Origin of the sequence: Acinetobacter kyonggiensis, assembly GCF_900107285.1 — a bacterium.
GTDB lineage: Bacteria > Pseudomonadota > Gammaproteobacteria > Pseudomonadales > Moraxellaceae > Acinetobacter > Acinetobacter kyonggiensis.
The window spans coordinates 41,946-59,449 of the sequence record NZ_FNPK01000019.1; the positions used below are offsets into that span (position 1 = coordinate 41,946).

14 protein-coding genes and 1 rRNA gene are annotated in these 17,504 nt (G+C 38.5%); 1 reads left to right on the forward strand and 14 read right to left on the reverse strand.

Going from position 1 to position 17,504, the window contains the following annotated elements:
- Positions 1–61: 61 nt before the first annotated feature.
- From filF to filA, 6 genes are all read right to left on the reverse strand, one after another.
- Entirely contained in the window at positions 62–2,014 is a 1,953-nt protein-coding gene (gene filF, locus BLV99_RS13645; protein ID WP_092691669.1) for a putative pilus system protein FilF, read from the reverse strand.
- A gap of 22 nt (positions 2,015–2,036) precedes the next feature.
- Positions 2,037–3,203, reverse strand: coding sequence for a putative pilus assembly protein FilE (gene filE / locus BLV99_RS13650; protein WP_092691671.1), 1,167 nt, complete (start codon positions 3,201–3,203; stop codon positions 2,037–2,039).
- Positions 3,204–3,217: 14 nt separating this feature from the next.
- Positions 3,218–4,882 carry a putative pilus system OmpP1/FadL family transporter FilD gene (gene filD / locus BLV99_RS13655; RefSeq protein WP_086164545.1) on the reverse strand — a complete coding sequence of 555 codons (1,665 nt, stop codon included), beginning with the start codon at positions 4,880–4,882 and terminating at the stop codon, positions 3,218–3,220.
- Positions 4,883–4,894: 12 nt separating this feature from the next.
- Complete coding sequence (filC, locus tag BLV99_RS13660) at positions 4,895–6,115, reverse strand: putative pilus system protein FilC (protein WP_171259186.1); 1,221 nt, start codon at positions 6,113–6,115, stop codon at positions 4,895–4,897.
- A gap of 46 nt (positions 6,116–6,161) precedes the next feature.
- Positions 6,162–6,995 (reverse strand): putative pilus system C39 family peptidase FilB, encoded by an 834-nt coding sequence (gene filB / locus BLV99_RS13665; protein WP_086164547.1) that lies wholly within the window; start codon positions 6,993–6,995, stop codon positions 6,162–6,164.
- Positions 6,996–7,203: 208 nt separating this feature from the next.
- Positions 7,204–8,262, reverse strand: a complete 1,059-nt coding sequence (gene filA, locus BLV99_RS13670; protein WP_092691676.1) for a putative pilus system protein FilA — start codon at positions 8,260–8,262, stop codon at positions 7,204–7,206.
- Between the two features lie 259 nt (positions 8,263–8,521).
- Here filA and pabB point away from each other — a divergent pair, with 259 nt between their 5' ends.
- Complete coding sequence (gene pabB / locus BLV99_RS13675) at positions 8,522–9,865, forward strand: aminodeoxychorismate synthase component I (protein WP_092691679.1); 1,344 nt, start codon at positions 8,522–8,524, stop codon at positions 9,863–9,865.
- Between the two features lie 3 nt (positions 9,866–9,868).
- On the opposite strand, the gene hisC is transcribed toward pabB, so the two are convergent.
- The 8 genes from hisC to rrf form a co-directional block, all read right to left on the reverse strand.
- Positions 9,869–10,957, reverse strand: a complete 1,089-nt coding sequence (hisC, locus tag BLV99_RS13680) for a histidinol-phosphate transaminase (RefSeq protein WP_092691681.1) — start codon at positions 10,955–10,957, stop codon at positions 9,869–9,871.
- A gap of 75 nt (positions 10,958–11,032) precedes the next feature.
- The gene (gene hisD, locus BLV99_RS13685) at positions 11,033–12,322 is read right to left on the reverse strand and encodes a histidinol dehydrogenase (protein ID WP_092691684.1); all 1,290 of its coding nucleotides are present in this window, start codon (positions 12,320–12,322) and stop codon (positions 11,033–11,035) included.
- Between the two features lie 218 nt (positions 12,323–12,540).
- Positions 12,541–13,236, reverse strand: coding sequence for an ATP phosphoribosyltransferase (gene hisG, locus BLV99_RS13690; protein WP_086164552.1), 696 nt, complete (start codon positions 13,234–13,236; stop codon positions 12,541–12,543).
- Positions 13,236–14,492 (reverse strand): UDP-N-acetylglucosamine 1-carboxyvinyltransferase, encoded by a 1,257-nt coding sequence (murA, locus tag BLV99_RS13695; protein ID WP_092691686.1) that lies wholly within the window; start codon positions 14,490–14,492, stop codon positions 13,236–13,238. The genes hisG and murA overlap by 1 nt, the downstream gene beginning before the upstream one ends.
- 6 nt (positions 14,493–14,498) lie before the next feature.
- The gene (gene ibaG / locus BLV99_RS13700; RefSeq protein WP_004650949.1) at positions 14,499–14,750 is read right to left on the reverse strand and encodes a BolA family iron metabolism protein IbaG; all 252 of its coding nucleotides are present in this window, start codon (positions 14,748–14,750) and stop codon (positions 14,499–14,501) included.
- A 136-nt stretch (positions 14,751–14,886) separates the two neighbouring features.
- Positions 14,887–15,219, reverse strand: coding sequence for a ribosome hibernation-promoting factor, HPF/YfiA family (gene hpf, locus BLV99_RS13705; protein WP_086164554.1), 333 nt, complete (start codon positions 15,217–15,219; stop codon positions 14,887–14,889).
- A 171-nt stretch (positions 15,220–15,390) separates the two neighbouring features.
- Positions 15,391–16,851, reverse strand: a complete 1,461-nt coding sequence (locus BLV99_RS13710) for an RNA polymerase factor sigma-54 (protein WP_086185687.1) — start codon at positions 16,849–16,851, stop codon at positions 15,391–15,393.
- Positions 16,852–17,430: 579 nt separating this feature from the next.
- A 5S ribosomal RNA gene (rrf, locus tag BLV99_RS18745) occupies positions 17,431–17,504 on the reverse strand; the annotation flags it as partial.

Sequence of the window (17,504 nt, forward strand, 5' to 3'; positions counted from 1 at the left end):
AAAATTAAAGCCTCAAAAAAGCCCATCTCTTGATGGGCTTTTTTGAGGCTAGTCGTAATAATTACTTAATCGCAATGCTATAACACGGGGCTAAAGTGAAATCGAGTGTTCCCCCCGCTAACTTAGCCAGTGCCTTATCTGCATCACTTGCTGCACTGTCATTCGCTAAATTATAAACATGTTGAAAACTCGCTAAACTGTTCCCCCATCGTACAGGTTGCTTCGCTGAATCTGTCAATGTCACACGCGCTTGTCCACTGGTTAAAGTTGGATCCAATAAACTTGCTACGTCTAACAATGCCCCACCAACGATTATACTTTCAGTCGATGAATTAGATGATGTTTTAATGCTAGAGTTCATGCCAACCAAAGCACCATTAATTTTTGCAAACTTGTCCTGAGCTAAAATCATACGTATAGAGAGTAATTTATTCGCTGTAAATGCACGTGCAATCGTCCCTAAACGATACTGTTGTACACCATACTGATCAACAAAGGTATTCTGATCAAATGAGTTTTCAGTACACGCATTATTGGATGTAGACATATCCGTCTCGGTAGCGCCTGATTTAATATTAGAACGGATATCGCCATTTTGATCGATCACAATCCCTAACTTAACAGCTGGGACTGAGCTTTCTGTAAATTTAAAAGTTAAATCCGCATACATTGGAAAAATATATTTATCCCCAGATCTCACATTACTGACAGATTGAAACACTTGTTTATCTAAATAAGTGATTGGAAATATTTTATATAAATCTAAAGACCCTTTAAACTCATCTGTAGTGGTACTTTGCTTCCAACGACCTAAATCTTTTAAATCTTCCGTGCTAACTGTCGTCTTATTGGTTAATAATTTATAAAATTGTTCTCTACCCGCCATCATATAGTCATTAAAAAGCTTACCCTGACTGATGATCAATGGCTGTGAATTTACATCTGCTACATCTAGCTGATAATTTTGATCAATTTTTTTATTAATCGGGTTAATCCAATGCCCTTGTGCGAGTGCAGTCATACGCACGGGTTTTACCTTACGAATTAATTCAGCATTGACACTGCTAATAGCAGCCAAATCACCTGTAGCTGCACCTTTCCATTGTAAGCCACTACCAAAAGTGTAGCCCTGTCGGTCGGTAATCAACATAAAGTGTCCAAATAAATATTTGGTCGAGCTATCACTCTTCTTTAAATCACAATCTTCTTTATTACAGCCGACCAAACCATCGGAACCCGATATTAAACTGCCCAATACGCCACTGGTTGAAAATAGCGCAAATTCTGGTTGATAGACTGCGGCAGTCGCAATCGTCATTAATTTACTAACCACTGCAAATGCTTGATCATCATCAATCACTGAAACATCAACCCATGGTTTAATCATATTTATATATTCATCACTGACAATTTGTTGCGAAGTGACTGAACTTAAAATAAGTTCTAATTTTGAGCGCATTGCATCGTTAATATATAAAGCTTGAATATCAGTGGGCGTATTAATTTTGTTCTCTTGCAAAGCTAAAGCTTGGAAAATTTTCACCAACTTCATTGCTACCCTGATAGTGGGATCATTTTTATTTAAAGCTTGAGCATCTTGTTGCGTAATCCCCACAGCCATATCCAAAATGGTTAAACGAGGGACTTGATTAGTGCTGAGTCGTGCCACTTTATTTAACTCAACCACACCTAAATTAATTTTTTTATCTTTTTCACCTTTGATAAAGAAAGTGACTTTATCACCCGTTCTACAACTTCCTGTTGCAGCACCATCACTCAAATCTAATATTGAGATAAAACTATTGGTTGTATCACTACTACAGGTAAAATTAAGTCCATCCAATGGATAATCTAAAGCAAATTCTACACACCCATTCATTTTTGGTGTACATGCACCATTTGCCGTACTTGAATCATACGTCTCGGGAGTAATATTAGCGCTCTCACCACCACAACCACTCAAAGCAGCCATCAATGTTGTGAGTGTAAAAGGGAGTAAATATTTATTTTTCATCCTGAATTCTCTTGTTCTATTCTTAACGAATGGCAATTAACTTTAATTGACCTTGATTGGTCAGTGCTCTGTTCTCTAAATCGATGGCACTGGCTAAAGGTGTGAGTAATATATATTGGCTTTTAAGTGGGACATGAATCACCCCTTCAATTTTTTCATGGGAAGTAAAAGATGCCACTGCATCATGATTTTTAAAACCACCTGCACCTTCTAGGACACAAGCATTTGCATCTAAAAAGACCACAAAGGGCCAATAAAAAGTAGGATTCTGTTGACGTGAAGCGTAAGAATTAATTTGAATATTTTGAATTGCATTGGATACCTGCACAATTTCAAAATCGAATTGATCTTTTAAAGGTACTCGTGGCCATAGATTAACCTCTTTCCCCAAACTCACGGTTTTGGCATTTTTAATTTTTTTATCTTGAATACATTGTTGTCCTAAGCTATCCACCACATCCGCTTGTGAAATTCGATAATATGTCGATGACAATGTAATGGGGCCACTCTCTTTTTTTTGATTGTTTTTAAAAAGTGACTGTATGATGGATTTACTTACCCCTTTTTCTCTTTCTACCAATTGTAGTCGCGTTGCGCCATGCTTAATATCAATGATCCCTTCAGGCATTGCATAAAAACGCTTTTTGCCCTCTAGATTAAATTCCTTATCTTCTAAGTATTCATTTCTAATATATTTTTCACCATTGATACTCATAAAAGCATCGGTATTTTCAGCTTCTGGTTGTTTTACCACAAGAGCTAAGCTCGGCTGCTGTACAACTTTCTCAATCACGGGCTTTGGCTTTAAAACATCTTTCTTTTGTTCTTCATTTTTAGATGCAACCTGTACAACACGTTGTTGTAGAGCTTGATCAGCAACATTAGAATTTTTTGCTGTCGTGTTCGCCAATGATTGATGATCAACCGACAACTCCAAACCCTTGGATGACTTTATTTCAGCTACAGCGATTGGTTGCTGAATGTCTGGCACTTGTTTTTGCTCTGGAGCAGGTGGTTGCTGTTGCGTTAAAACTTCAGCAACCTTGCTTTTGGGCAGCAAACTTCTTTGTTGTACGACCATCGGTCGACCATCTGGACCAATAATGGTATAAAACTCACCTGCATATGAAAAAGATACATCTAAAAGGCATAATGTCAGTATCGATTTCACCAATAATTTTTTTTTCATTATTTTCAATATACCTACCATCTGGTTCTATAGTTCAATCCTAGAATTGTGACTTTCGTATCCGTTTTAACATTTAGACCTGCATAAGGATTCAATAGAATATTATTAACACCTGTTTGGTTTGCTAAGCTACTCGAATTTGCTGGAATTTTATCTTTACTACGCAGAAAACCAATCGACAAATCTACATCCGTATCGGCGTCAAAACGGTAACCCACCCCTAAACCAAACAATTGTGCATTGTTAATCGGCACCATCGTATTGCGTTTATTATCAGGAATTGCACTGGTACGAGGCTCATACCCCGCACGCAACTTCAAACGATCTGTCGCTGAATATTCCAAGCCTATGCCAAAATTCCATGGTGAGGTAAATTCTAGCGGCAATGCTAAAGACGTATCCCCAATATTTGCCGAGAGTAATTTGGCAATTTTTAATGCTGAAATTTGTCGATCAAATTCAAATTTAAACTTATCCCAAGCCTTATAATCTGTCCATCCAACATCAAAATTAACTTGTAAATCAGGTAGTACCTTATATTTCACACCTGCTTGAAAATGTGCAGGGTATTCAAAGTCCATTGAAACAAGACCTGACTCACTGGCAGGAACCACACTCGGGAAACCTAAAATTGCGGCAAGAATTTGTCCTGTTGGTGAAGACATTAAGCCTTTAATAAGTTCCTGCGGCGCTTTAGCATTATCAATATGGTATTTACCTTTTAGACGCATTTTTGCAGAACTTTGATAAACCATCCCAAAACTAAAATCTTCGGTCGGTTCCCACAAAACACCAAGGTTATAACTTGGACTGAGCGACTGCTCTAATGCCAGCTGCATTTGTCCAAAACGGCCAAAAGGATTCATCCCCTCTTCGGTATTACACATACCAAGAAGCAAGATATCAGTAATAATGTCCTGATTTTCCTTGAAAGGGGTACAAACGACCTCATCGATCATTCTGAGCATACCAATCAATTCATTGGGAAAACGCAAATCTGTTTTTAAGCCAATCGCTTGATAAGACATCCCGACTGAAGCACCAATCGACAAAGCGTCATTTACTTCATAGGCAATTGATGGTGATAAATAGGTAATCCGTTCCAGAGCAACTTGTTGCCCCATATAATTCCCAGCATTACCATTTTCAGCACCAAAACCAGCAACTAAAGGTGCATACATTGCTGTGGCAAACGTCATTTTTGAACCCGGTGGTTTATAGGCAATACCTGCTGTAGGTGCAGCCATCGGTATCCCTTCACCCAGATCAACCATTTTTTTCAATATTGGCACATATAAACTGACGTACTCTACATCACCATTCACGGTGCCCTTAAAGTCCGTACACAAATCTGAAGAAACCTCAGGGCCATCATTACACACCATTGGATCATCAGAGTAACCAAATACGTTGTAACCTGCTGGAACTGAAAACTCTCTTTTAATATCAAAATTAGCAAGAATCCCCTGCACGTCGGTTTGTAAGCCTTCAATTTTGGTCAAAGCGGCTGGGTTAAAATGAATGGCACTAATGCCTGGAGGGTCTGCCGTAACAGCATTCCCCATACTGAGTGATCGAATATCAACAGACAAATTTTGCCCCAATTGAGCAAACGTTGCACTTGAACAGCCCGATAATATAATTGCTGCTGCTAACGGGCGAAGTCGAATCTTATACATACGACCACCCTCTTAGCGTAGTTTCTTACCGAAACCTAAAATATCAAGTGGGAATGACAAACCTAAAGAAACATCAGGTGCATCTTCTGTTAAGCCTATGCCCACCGTTCCATTTACAATAGTTTCTGGTGAAACACGAACACCCAATGAAATTGCTAAAGTAGAACTGGTCTGGTCAGCGGGAGAATAACTCTCACCAGAACTATAAGTAAATTCTGATCCAGTGTTAAAACTCTGCTGATATGACATCGTCATAGAAACATCATAGTTAAACGAATAAGCAAAACCAAAAGCAAAACCGCCACTAATCCCAGGTTCAAACTCATTAATAGTACGTGAACCACGTTTTTGATTAAGCTCCGTTTCTTTAAATCCATAATTTGCTGAAACAGAAGCAAAAAGTACCACAGGGTCTATATATTTACGTGTACTGGCACCAACACCCGCCGAGTAATACCCTTTTCCTGTTCCCAGGTCATCGGCTGCATTTACTTCATACGGACTATCACCTGTTTTAGTCGATACATTACCAAATAAAATCAGCGGTAATCGACCCGTTTTTAGTGGGAAGGGCTCCCAACGTGCACCAAAAGATATATCACCTAAACCTGCTGTAGAGGTATCTTTTAATAAATCTGTTTTTGCAACTAATGGCAAAGAAGCAGTAAAGGTTAAATTATCGAGGACACCATACTGCGCAGTAAAAGTATTGGTCATTGAATGTGTTGCATTTTCTTGAACACGCAATTGATAAAGCTGACCTTTGGCCATTTCAGCATCAATTTGCGTATCACGATAATACGTATAATCAATATCATAATAAGATGAAATATCACCTTTTTTGATTAATGAATACTGTCTTTCATTTGAGGTGAAAACTTCTTGTAAACTTGCTTCCTTACTCGCATCACCTTCTTGTTGTTGTAATGCTGAAGAGGCTTGTGATTGTTCATTGACAGGTTGCGTTGCCGTATTTGCTGAAGACGGTGCAGGTGTAGATACCGCTGCTGCTGGCTCCTCTACATTTTCATACCCACCCAGTGCTGGCTCCTCTACCACAGCCCCCCCTTCCGATTGAGAAGGAGTCGCTTGTGATGCAGTTAAATCAACATCTGCTTGTTGTTCAACAACATCATACCCACCCAGCGCTGGTTCCTCTGCTGCATATGCCCCCCCTATTGCCACTTGAATACTTAAAGCCAATAAAGTTTTGTTCATCCATTTACGATTCATATTCCATCTCACCATTTTTATTTTTTTAATCTGTCACTTTTAAACTTTATTTACTCTTGTAATAAAGACGTAAAAAATTATAGGTAGGTTTACCAAAATTTTCTGATTCTTCATTTAAATTTTTATCTAAACGAATTGTTGATGCTTTATCTGCAATTTTATCCATATAAAATTGTGGATATTGCAAATCAACAAAAGCATAGCGATTCACTGTTGCATCCTCTACATGTCGTAAATCTGAATCTTGAAGTGCTAAGAATTTTTTTCTGTTTTCAGGAGCGACATTAATTAAAAAAAGCGTATTGTTTTCCCAAATATCTTTAAAACGCTGTTCATCAAAGCTGATATTCCCCAATGCAGGATCAGCCACATAGACGCGACCATTCTTATAAGCCTTAAAAACAACGAAATGCTTAAATCCTGCATAAGAAATTGGCACAATAGCAGGCTGAGCCTGTGTGACTAAATCTGAAAATTCGCCTTTATATCCACCACTTTCTAGGCCTAATGCACCGACAAAGCGCTTCATATCCAAAAGAGAGAAACTTCGACGTTCAATAATTTTTTCAGTTTCACCAAACTTCAACAGACCATTCATGGTTTGTTGTTCAGATAATTGTGTACCCACATATCCATTTAACAATGTCGTTAATGCGGCAGACCCACAACTATAGTCATATGCTTGACGGACAATGCCACGAAACTGATCCTCTAAAGCAGGTTTGATGAGAACAGGCTCACGGTGCATCCGACTAAAAGAATCTTGTCGAGAATCCAATGTTTCTGTGTAATAGACAGCTTCCGCTGGTTTTTTCTTAATTTCAAAGGCTTCAGTGGCAAAGTAGTACATCAATGCCGAGCCTAATGCGATCTCTAACATATCTTTTTAACTTTTCTAGTTATCGGCATGACGTGCCTATGTTCATTATTTTTCTAGAGCAAATGCTCTACATCCATGTAAAAATGAAGATACCTTTTTTTATAAAAAAAAACAGCTTTTTTTTACTTTTTTTAAGCTTTTTTGAAAAATTTCACATTATTTTTGTAAAAAAAAGCGCGTGAAATCACGCGCTTTTTTTTATTTAAGCTTAACGACCAGAAATGGTAATGATAGAACCAGGAACATAAGAACCTAGAGCTGGGCTGAAGTAAGTTTGTAGACCTTGAACCTCTACGTCACCAATTGAACCAGCAGTACGGCTACCTAAATGAACGCCTTTTACATAAGTATCAATTGGACCTGAAGAACTGACCATACGGATATAACCGTTACTAGCATCATCTTTACCCATAACACTGATATTTTGATTAATTGTTAAATCTGTAGAATTTGCATCTGCAACCTTAATGCTCTCAACAAAAATTTCACCAGCAGCACGGTTACCAGCAGTACCGTCACCCACGCCCTGTTTAGTTGAATTATCCAAAATACCTAGGTTCTTAATTTCAAGACCACCCACCATTTTGGTATTCAATTTAATCATCGCGCCTTGCGGAGCTGCACCCAGTTGAATATTTGCAGCCATTTGACCTGTTTTTAATGTCAAACCACTTAAAATTGCGTTGTAATTTGTATCATCCCCACCGCGACGAAGTGAACCAGCCCCTGCAGTGCCAGAAGCCGTTACACCAATTTCACCAATACTAATATCTAAGCCAGACACTTGAGCAGCAATATTGATAAATGCACCATTAGCGCCTGTACCCGCATCACTATCAATTTGCAAATCAGCTAAATTATGAGAAGCCAACAAAGCTTGTGTATTAGCAGTGATTACTATACCGTGATCTTTATTTACGTCACCCGTTTTACCATTACCCTTGATCACAATTGCGCCAGCAACCCCTGTACCACCAACAATTGCGCTCTCAGAAACAAGTGCATTTGCTGCAAAACCAGGAGCTGGAGGAGTACCACTCATAACTACTTTAGTACCAGTCACAGTATTTTTTGCAGTTGCGGACAAACCATCATTATCATGAATATAGAGTTTTTCAATTTGGATTTTTGAAATACCAATCCCGATGTTAATACCATCTTGACCAGTGGTCGCGCCCAATGAAGCATCATCCATTGCTTGCATTGCCATCGCATTTGCACTAATTGCCAATGAAGAAACTAAAGCAAGTTTAGTAAATTTTTTCATCTTTGTACTCTCCCAAGAGTATTATTTTTTTGATTGTTAACCACTCGATATCACCTATTGTTTTTCGTTTTCTGACAACAGTGAATCTTTTCCTTGAGCAGTCTATTTGCCCTAGTTAAGTTATATCTGTGTCATTTTTTGTTCAACTGCTGTTGGTCGCAATCTATATGTTACCGACAAACGGTATTTACAGTTTTTATGCATAAACATTGTTATAGAATAGTAGTCACTTGTATCCTTTGCTGTAATTTAACACCGTATGAATAATCCTATTGTTTTTCAAAAATTGCTGACTGAACAATGGCTTAGTCCCGCTCAAATACTTTCATCCTTATCACATCTCACACATTTGGTTTATTTAAAAAATGTAAACCAGCCTGTGATCGCATTTTTTGCTTCCGAATATATGTTGAAGCAAGATCAAATTATTCAAAGTTTCAAACGAGTTTCTCTACATCACTATCAAGAAAAATCATCACCTATTCATTTTAATCATTTTTTTAAAAACCATACTCAAAACCATCAAAGTGATTTTAAAGGGGGGCTAATTGGTTTCATCAGTTATGATGCTGCTGCGCAACAACAAGTCTCTCTGCAAGAAAAAAAGCAACCCGCTTTATTTTTAGGTATTTATCGTAGCTATCTGAAATTGACTCAGCAAGGTTGGACTTTTTTTAGTGATGAAGATGAGGCTGAAGAAATTTTCCAATTGATTCAAGCTGCATTAACCAACACAAAACATCAGTCTTTCCGACTGACTCAAGCATGTAGTGCACGTTGGAATAAAAATGAATATCGATCTGCATTTAAGCAAGTGCAAGAATATATTAAAGCTGGCGACTGCTATCAAATTAATTTAACACAAGAATTTACAGCAAAAGCGCAAGGTTGCTTATTGGATATCGCTGAAGATTTTTGGCAACTCACCGATGCTCCCTATTCTGGCTACCTCAAAATTGATGATTTTGAACTGTTAAGCTGCTCACCTGAACTGTTCATTGATTTTGAAGCAAATCGAAAAATTGTGACTCGTCCCATCAAAGGTACAATGCCTCGTTATGCTGACCCAAAGCAAGATGAAGAGTCAAAACAAAACTTGATTCATTCTCAAAAAGATCAAGCTGAAAATGTGATGATTGTCGATTTACTACGTAATGATCTGAGTGTTTATGCTGAAACAGGTTCGGTAAAAACCCCGCAACTTTTTGAAATTGAATCTTTTAACCAAGTTCATCATATGGTCAGCGAAGTCACAGCCACGCTCAAAGATGACACCAATCCTTTTGATGTACTGATGTCTGCACTGCCTGGTGGCTCAATTACTGGTGCACCCAAAATTCGTGCCATGCAAATTATTGATGAACTAGAGGGTGCTCCACGTGGTGCTTACTGCGGTAGCCTTGGTTATTTTAATTTTGATGGTACAGGTTCTTGGAATATTTTGATTCGTTCCATCCAAAAGTACCAAGAAGATGTGTCGTTATGGGCCGGTGGTGGTGTAACGATCGCTTCAGATTGCGACGCAGAATATCAAGAATGTTTTGATAAGGTTTCTGCCATGCTTGACCTACTCAATACATGGCAAAAATCACCTGAAATTTAACGCTTAAGCTAAGATATCATTTTTTAAGGTATCTACTAGACGTTGATTTTGCTCATCCGTACCAATGGTAATACGTAAGAATTGGTTGATACGCGGTTTATTGAAATAGCGCACAATAATCCCTTGTTCACGTAATTGTGCAGCCAGTTCACCCGCATCTTTGCTGGGTAATGATGCAAAAATAAAATTGGCTTTTGATGGTAAAACCTTAAAACCCATGCTTTCTAATTCAGTCACCAGCTTGTCACGGCTTGCGATCACTTTTTGGCATTGTGCTTCAAAGTAGGCTTGATCCTCAAATGAAGCAACCGCAGCTGCAATGGCAAAACGATCCATTGGATAAGAATTAAAACTGTTTTTGACCGCTTCAAGCCCAGCAATTAAATGGGGCTGCGCAATTGCAAAACCGACACGTAAACCCGCAAGTGATCTTGATTTCGATGTGGTTTGACACACCACTAAGTTTTCGTATTTTTCAACTAAGCTGACCGCAGATTGCGCACCAAAATCAACATAAGCCTCATCAATCACCACCACTGAATTCGGGTTGGCTTGCAACACTTCTTCAATCGCAGATACCCCCAGCGCAATACTGGTCGGTGCATTAGGATTGGTAATAATGATACCGCCATTGGCTTGTTTATAATCGTCTAGCACAATTTCAAAATCATCATTCAACGGTAATATTTTGGTTTTGACTGCAAAAAATTGACTATAAACGGGATAGAAACTATAGGTAATATCAGGATAAAGGATAGGCTGATTTTGCACAAAAAATGCTTTAAAAATATGGGCTAAAACTTCATCTGAGCCATTACCGACAAACACATTTGCAACATCAACATTCTGCTGCATCGCAATCGCTTGCTTTAATGCAGAAGCATCTGGATCTGGATATAAACGTAATACATCGGCAGAATCAGCCAAAACGGCTTGTACCGCTGCGACTACTTTCGGTGATGGCGGATATGGATTTTCATTGGTATTTAATTTAAGTAAGTTTTGGATTTTCGGTTGCTCACCCGGTACATACGGTTCTAATTCACGTACTTCAGGACTCCAAAACCGCATTTGTTCTGTTGTAATGTTCATCTTTCAATATCTCAATCAAATCTGTTATAGGCTTAAAAAAAGGCTGATCAATCAGCCTTTTATATCAATCAAAGCTTATTGATAACGATAACGTGCTGAACGTGCATGTGCATCCAAGTTTTCTTCTTGTGCCAAAATATCAGCGGTTTTCGCAAGGCTTTTTACCCCCTCTTGCGAGCACATAATCAAGCTGGAACGTTTTTGGAAATCATACACACCCAATGGCGATGAAAAGCGTGCCGTACCCGATGTCGGTAATACGTGGTTTGGCCCTGCACAATAATCGCCAATCGCTTCAGGGGTATAACGCCCCATAAAAATCGCACCAGCATGACGAATATCTTCCGCCATTTCTTGAGCTTCGTCTAAACACAGCTCTAAATGTTCAGCCGCTACTTGGTTAATCAGCTCAATCGCCTCAGCACGATCTTTCACCAAAATAAGTGCACCACGATTGGCAATTGAAGTACGTGCAATTTCAGCTTTTGGTAAATTCGCTAAATGCTCTTCAATGGCTTGTTCAACGTCATTTAAAAGTTGTTCATCTGGTGTGATGAAAATCGCTTGGGCAACGGTGTCATGTTCAGCTTGTGACAACAGATCCATCGCCAACCATTCCGCATTATTCTCACCTTCTGCATAGACCAAAATTTCAGATGGCCCAGCAATCATATCAATACCGACTTGACCGAATACCGCACGTTTTGCCGCAGCAACGAAACGATTTCCCGGTCCAGTAATTTTATCAACCGATGGAATGGTTTCTGTGCCATACGCCAAGGCTGCAACTGCTTGCGCTCCGCCAATGGTAAAGACGCGGCTTACACCTGCTAAATAGGCAGCGGCCAAAACCAATGGATTCAACTCACCCTTTGGCGCAGGCACCACCATAATAATTTCAGGCACACCCGCAACATGTGCAGGTACAGCATTCATCAATACCGAAGATGGATAAGAGGCTAAACCACCCGGTACATAAATTCCGACACGATCAAGCGGTGTGATTTTTTGACCTAGGGTATTTCCTAACGCATCCACATAGGTCCAGCCTTCTTGCTTTTGCACTTGATGGAATTCACGAATACGACTTGCTGCAAGCTCCAAAGCCTCACGCACTTCGCTATTTAAGCCCTCAAATGCCGCTTTTAATGCATCTTGAGTCAGTTCCAAATCTGAGAATTGATGCGCAGGATGTCGATCGAACTGTTGTGTGAGTTTTAAAACATGCTCATCGCCATGTTCACGAACATCTGCAATGATTTGGTCTACTGTTTTTAACAATTCTGGATCGTTGACTGTTTCGAACGCCAATAAATCGGCAAAGACTTGTTGAAAGTCTTGATCTTGAGTCGATAAACGTCGCATCAATTTACCTACAAGGTGAATGAAGAAAAGATTAGTTTACCTTGTTTCGTTGCATTTTTGGATATCAATAGCACATCTATCGCTCAAGCTTCATAGAAAATAACTTTTGAAATGATTCGGCAAATTATTTTATTGGTATTTTTAAACAGCCAAACATTAACCATAAAAAAACCGTCGTGATTCACGACGGTTTTTGATAATCCAAACAAGACCAAGACTTATTTTTGGCTTTGACGCTCAGCAACTGCTTTTTCAAGCTGCGCTAAAATTGGATTTAACAGCATTTGCTTACGCTTAAAACTGGCTTTATTGACAATGAGGCGAGAAGAAACTGTACAAATTTCTTCAAGTGGCTCAAGACCATTGGCACGAAGTGTATTACCTGTATCAACGACGTCAACAATGTAATCGCCTAAACCAACCAATGGTGCAAGTTCCATCGAACCATAAAGCTTAATCACATCAACCTGCTCACCCAAGCTCGCATAATATTGACGCGTCAGATTTACATATTTCGTGGCAATCTTTAAACGGCCTTTCGGGCGAACCATGCCAACTTTACCTGCAGTCATCAGTTTACAGTTGGCAATTTTCAAGTCGAGTGGCTCATACACATTTTGTGCACCATGTTCCATCAACACATCTTTACCCGCAACACCCAAATCAGCCGCACCATTTTCTACATAAGTCGGTACATCTGAAGCACGTAAAATTAAAATACGCACCTGTTTATGGGTGGTCGGAAAAATTAACTTACGTGATTTATCTGGATCTTCCAGTAAGTTAATTCCTGCTGTTTCAAGCAACGGTAAAGTTTCTTTTAAGATACGTCCTTTGCTTAATGCTAAAGTTAAACCATGATCAAAATTGCCCATTACGTCAAAGTTTGGATCATCGTTTCTCATATCACTCATTAACTTACTCGCTTAATTTGGGCACCTAAACCCTGTAACTTTGCTTCAATATCTTCATAACCGCGATCAATATGATAAATACGGTCAATCAATGTTTCCCCTTCCGCCGCCAAGGCAGCCAAAACTAAAGAGAATGAAGCACGTAAATCGGTTGCCATCACTGGCGCTGCAGAAAGTTTGTCTACACCAGTCACAACAGCATCATTACCTTCAACCTGAATATTTGCACCCATACGAGAAAGCTCAGGCACATGCATAAACCGGTTTTCAAAAATCGTTTCAGAAATCGTTGCGAAACCACGACCAATGGCATTCACAGCCATAATTTGTGCTTGCATATCGGTTGGAAATTCTGGATGAGGAAACGTTTGGAAGCTGACTGCTTTCGGACGTTTGCCCATCATATCAAGTTCAATCCAATCTTCACCGCGCGTCACTTCGGCACCCATTTCTTCGAATTTATCTAATACAGCTTCAAGAAGATTTGGATCCGTATGTGTGGTTTTCACTTTACCACCAGTAATTGCAGCAGCAGCAAGATATGAACCCGTTTCAATACGGTCAGCAACCACAGCATATTCACAGCCATGTAAACTTTCCACACCAGTCACAACCAACGTATCCGTATCTAGACCTTCAATTTTTGCGCCCATTTTAATGAGCATGAGCGCAAGGTCAGTAATTTCAGGTTCACGTGCCGCATTACGAATGGTGGTTACACCATCCGCTAATACCGCAGCAGTTAGAATATTTTCAGTTCCACCAACCGTCACCATATCAAAGACAACTTCGCCACCTTTTAAGCGACCATCGACTTTGGCATGTACATAACCATTTTCAACTTCAATATGCGCACCTAAAGCTTCTAGTGCTTTTAAATGCTGATCCACTGGACGTGAACCAATCGCGCAACCCCCTGGAAGTGACACCTGTGCACTACCATAACGCGCTAATAATGGACCAAGCACTAAAATGGATGCACGCATGGTTTTCACCAATTCATAGGGTGCAAACTGATTGTCCAATGTCGAAACATCAGCTTTAACTGTGTCACCTTCATAAGAAATTTGAACACCTAAACCGCCAATCAATTGAACTAAAGTATTGACATCCTTAAGGTTCGGTACATTGGTCAAAGTAATCGGGCTATCTGCAAGAATCATGGCTGCAAGTAAAGGCAACGCTGCATTTTTTGCACCAGAGATGCGTACTTCACCTTCGAGCTTAACGCCGCCCTGAATTAAAAATTTATCCATTTAGTTCTAAGCTCCGAATAAGCTTGCTTTACGCCATTCTTCTTTGGTCATTGCACGAATAGTTACCGCGTGTACTTCACCGCTGGCAATATATGAATTTAACGGAGCATAAACCGTTTGTTGACGTGCGACAGGACGTTTTCCCTCAAATTGTTCATCAACGATTCGAAGATCAAACTTACCGCCTTGCCCACTAACCGCAACTTCAGCCTCTGGAAAAGCAGCTTTTAAAATTTCAGTGAGCTGTTCACTATTCATCACAAAGACCTCTTATAGGACCAACGGTGTAAACCTGCCATTTTACTATAAATATGAAAAATAAATCATTAACGTATAACATTTTATCTATAAAAAAAGAGGTCACTAAAAACCTCTTTTTATTTAAAAAAGTAAACTATACAAGTAAAGGCTGATACTCGACTTGCATTTTCCGATGTTTATGCAATTGTCGTTTTAGTTTTTCTGTTAATTTCTTAATCGAAGTATACATATCATCCGCACTGGCTTGAGCAAACATTTCTATTCCAGGTAAACGAATAATCGCTTCAGCAATATGATTGTCACTGCCTTTTTTTGAATGTTTATCAATTTGATGATCTTTTGAGAGTTTAACCTGCATGCTATTTATTTGATCTAGATGCTTGGTCATTTGCGAAAATTTAAGCCGAATATCTTCTTCAATTGCAGGGGTGATAGTTAAATGATGACCACGGATTGTTATTTGCATAGTTCTATCCCTCACCTTCTTTTAGGGTAATAAAGGCATTACCAAGTCGATCTAATGCCAGCAAAAAAAATCCTGCACATTCAACATTAAATCATTCTGGCTATTCCTTAAGTAAAAAAGAGATTCATTATCTTGTCATAATGAACCTCTAGAATAGCCACACTTTAAAATTTAGATCAACACTTTTCGTTCAGAAGATGATGGAATATGTAACGACTCTCTATATTTAGCAACGGTTCGACGTGCAACATCAACCCCATCCTCTTTTAATAAAGTCGCAATAATATTATCTGACAAGGGTTTACGCGGATTTTCTTCAGAAATGAGTTTTTTAATTTTCGCACGAATTGCAATTGAGGAGGCTTCTCCACCCGACGTTGTCGCGACATGACTGGAAAAAAAATATTTCAGTTCAAATAAACCACGTGGTGTCAGCATAAATTTATTCGTCGTCACACGTGATACCGTAGATTCATGTAAATCCACTTCTTCTGCAACATCACGCAGCACCAAAGGCTTCATCCCTTCCGCACCAATTTCTAAAAACATCTTTTGATGCTCAACAATACATGTGGCAACTTTTAATAAGGTCTTATGTCGTTCATCCACACTTTTAATAAAATTTTTGGCATCTAACATTTGATTACGTAAATATTGATTATCATTGCTTTGATCTGCACGTTTAATCATGTTGGCATAAAAAGAATTAATGCGTAATTTCGGCATAATGTCTGGATTTAATTGTACTTGCCAATGTGCATTTTTCTTCATCACCACAATATCTGGAATTTGATAGTCTGAATCTTTTTCTTCAAACTCCATTCCCGGATAGGCTTTCAATGTTTTCAATAAATCAACAGCACATTTTAATTGATCCGGATTTAAACCAGTCTGTTTTACCAGTTTTGGTAATTCATTAGAAATTAATAATTCATAATGGTTTAATAAAATTATTGCTTCACGACGACATGCTGTTTGTACGGGTAAACTTTCTAATTGTACCAACAAACATTCGGCTAAATTACGTGATGCCACCCCAGGTGGATCAAGATGCTGAATATGCTTTAAAACAACAATAACTTCATCATCTTCAACTTCATCATCGTAATCCATAGACTCCAGTAAATGCTGAACCGAGGTTGTTATTTCAGCGATTTCTGCATCTAAAAAACCCTTTTCATCTAAGGAATCAACAATACAATGCGCAATCAGGCGATCAACTTGTGAAAAATGCAATAAATTAATCTGTTCAAGCATGTGCTCTTTTAAACCCAAATGTCCTTGACGGTTATCCTCACGCTCCTCATATTCAGGCGAACCTAGACTCGTTGGCTGATGACTATAAATATCATCCCAATCCGTATCAACAGGTAAATCATCAGGTAAAGTATTGGCATTCAATTCATTGGTCAAATCTTTATTGTCATGTTCTTTTTCTTGCTCCTGTAAAGAAGATAAACTCTCTATATTCGACTGCTCTTCTACTTTTTCTAATAAAGGGTTACTATCCAATTGAGTTTGAATTTCTTGCTCAAGTTCCAAACTCGAGAGCTGAAGCAAACGAATGGCCTGCTGCAACTGCGGTGTCAACGACAAGGAGTTCGCAACTTTTAATCCAACCGATAACTTCATATTACCTCTACTCTTTTTCAATATTTTTTATAAGCAATTTTCATGCCGCTTTATATTTTTATAACATAATTTCATTCAAAATAATATAAATTAAAAAATAGATTAAAAGAAAAATCTAATAATTTCCACATATCTACCCATATTGATAAAAACATATAGAGACTACAAGCCAGTAACCTATTTTTATATTTCCAAAAATGATAGGCAATTAAAGCACTAAAAAATAAAAGCCTCAGCTAAAGATCATAATAAATTTAAGTATAAATCATTACAGAAACACACCCAACTCAGCAAATAAAGAAAAGTGCTATATCAAAATAACAAGGATTTTTTATTATCTAGCAGTTAAAATATCAATAAACTCAACTTCACAATGATTAATTTTGGTATTAAAAACCGAAATTTAAAACCAGTTCTTATTAAACGATACGATAGCAATAATTTTTAAAAAGTAAACTTCAGCTCGACAGCGTATTTTAATCATTCCTAATATTTAACTTTTATTTCTTTTATTTCTTTTATTTCACACTTAAAAAAACACCCCCAACGTTTAGGTTGGGGGTGTTTTTAGGAATAATGAGCTGGCGATGACTTACTCTCACATGGGTAACCCCACACTACCATCAGCGCGAAGAGGTTTCACTTCTGAGTTC

Coding starts and splice junctions, on each gene's coding strand:
- filA (WP_092691676.1), bottom strand. CDS start 8,262: ATGAAAAAATTTACTAAACTTGCTTTAGTTTCTTCATTGGCAATTAGT.
- hisG (WP_086164552.1), bottom strand. CDS start 13,236: ATGAGTGATATGAGAAACGATGATCCAAACTTTGACGTAATGGGCAAT.
- hpf (WP_086164554.1), bottom strand. CDS start 15,219: ATGCAAATAACAATCCGTGGTCATCATTTAACTATCACCCCTGCAATT.
- filB (WP_086164547.1), bottom strand. CDS start 6,995: ATGTTAGAGATCGCATTAGGCTCGGCATTGATGTACTACTTTGCCACT.
- hisD (WP_092691684.1), bottom strand. CDS start 12,322: ATGCGACGTTTATCGACTCAAGATCAAGACTTTCAACAAGTCTTTGCC.
- BLV99_RS13710 (WP_086185687.1), bottom strand. CDS start 16,851: ATGAAGTTATCGGTTGGATTAAAAGTTGCGAACTCCTTGTCGTTGACA.
- filE (WP_092691671.1), bottom strand. CDS start 3,203: ATGAAAAAAAAATTATTGGTGAAATCGATACTGACATTATGCCTTTTA.
- hisC (WP_092691681.1), bottom strand. CDS start 10,957: ATGAACATTACAACAGAACAAATGCGGTTTTGGAGTCCTGAAGTACGT.
- filC (WP_171259186.1), bottom strand. CDS start 6,115: ATGAATCGTAAATGGATGAACAAAACTTTATTGGCTTTAAGTATTCAA.
- filD (WP_086164545.1), bottom strand. CDS start 4,882: ATGTATAAGATTCGACTTCGCCCGTTAGCAGCAGCAATTATATTATCG.
- filF (WP_092691669.1), bottom strand. CDS start 2,014: ATGAAAAATAAATATTTACTCCCTTTTACACTCACAACATTGATGGCT.
- ibaG (WP_004650949.1), bottom strand. CDS start 14,750: ATGAATAGTGAACAGCTCACTGAAATTTTAAAAGCTGCTTTTCCAGAG.
- murA (WP_092691686.1), bottom strand. CDS start 14,492: ATGGATAAATTTTTAATTCAGGGCGGCGTTAAGCTCGAAGGTGAAGTA.
- pabB (WP_092691679.1), top strand. CDS start 8,522: ATGAATAATCCTATTGTTTTTCAAAAATTGCTGACTGAACAATGGCTT.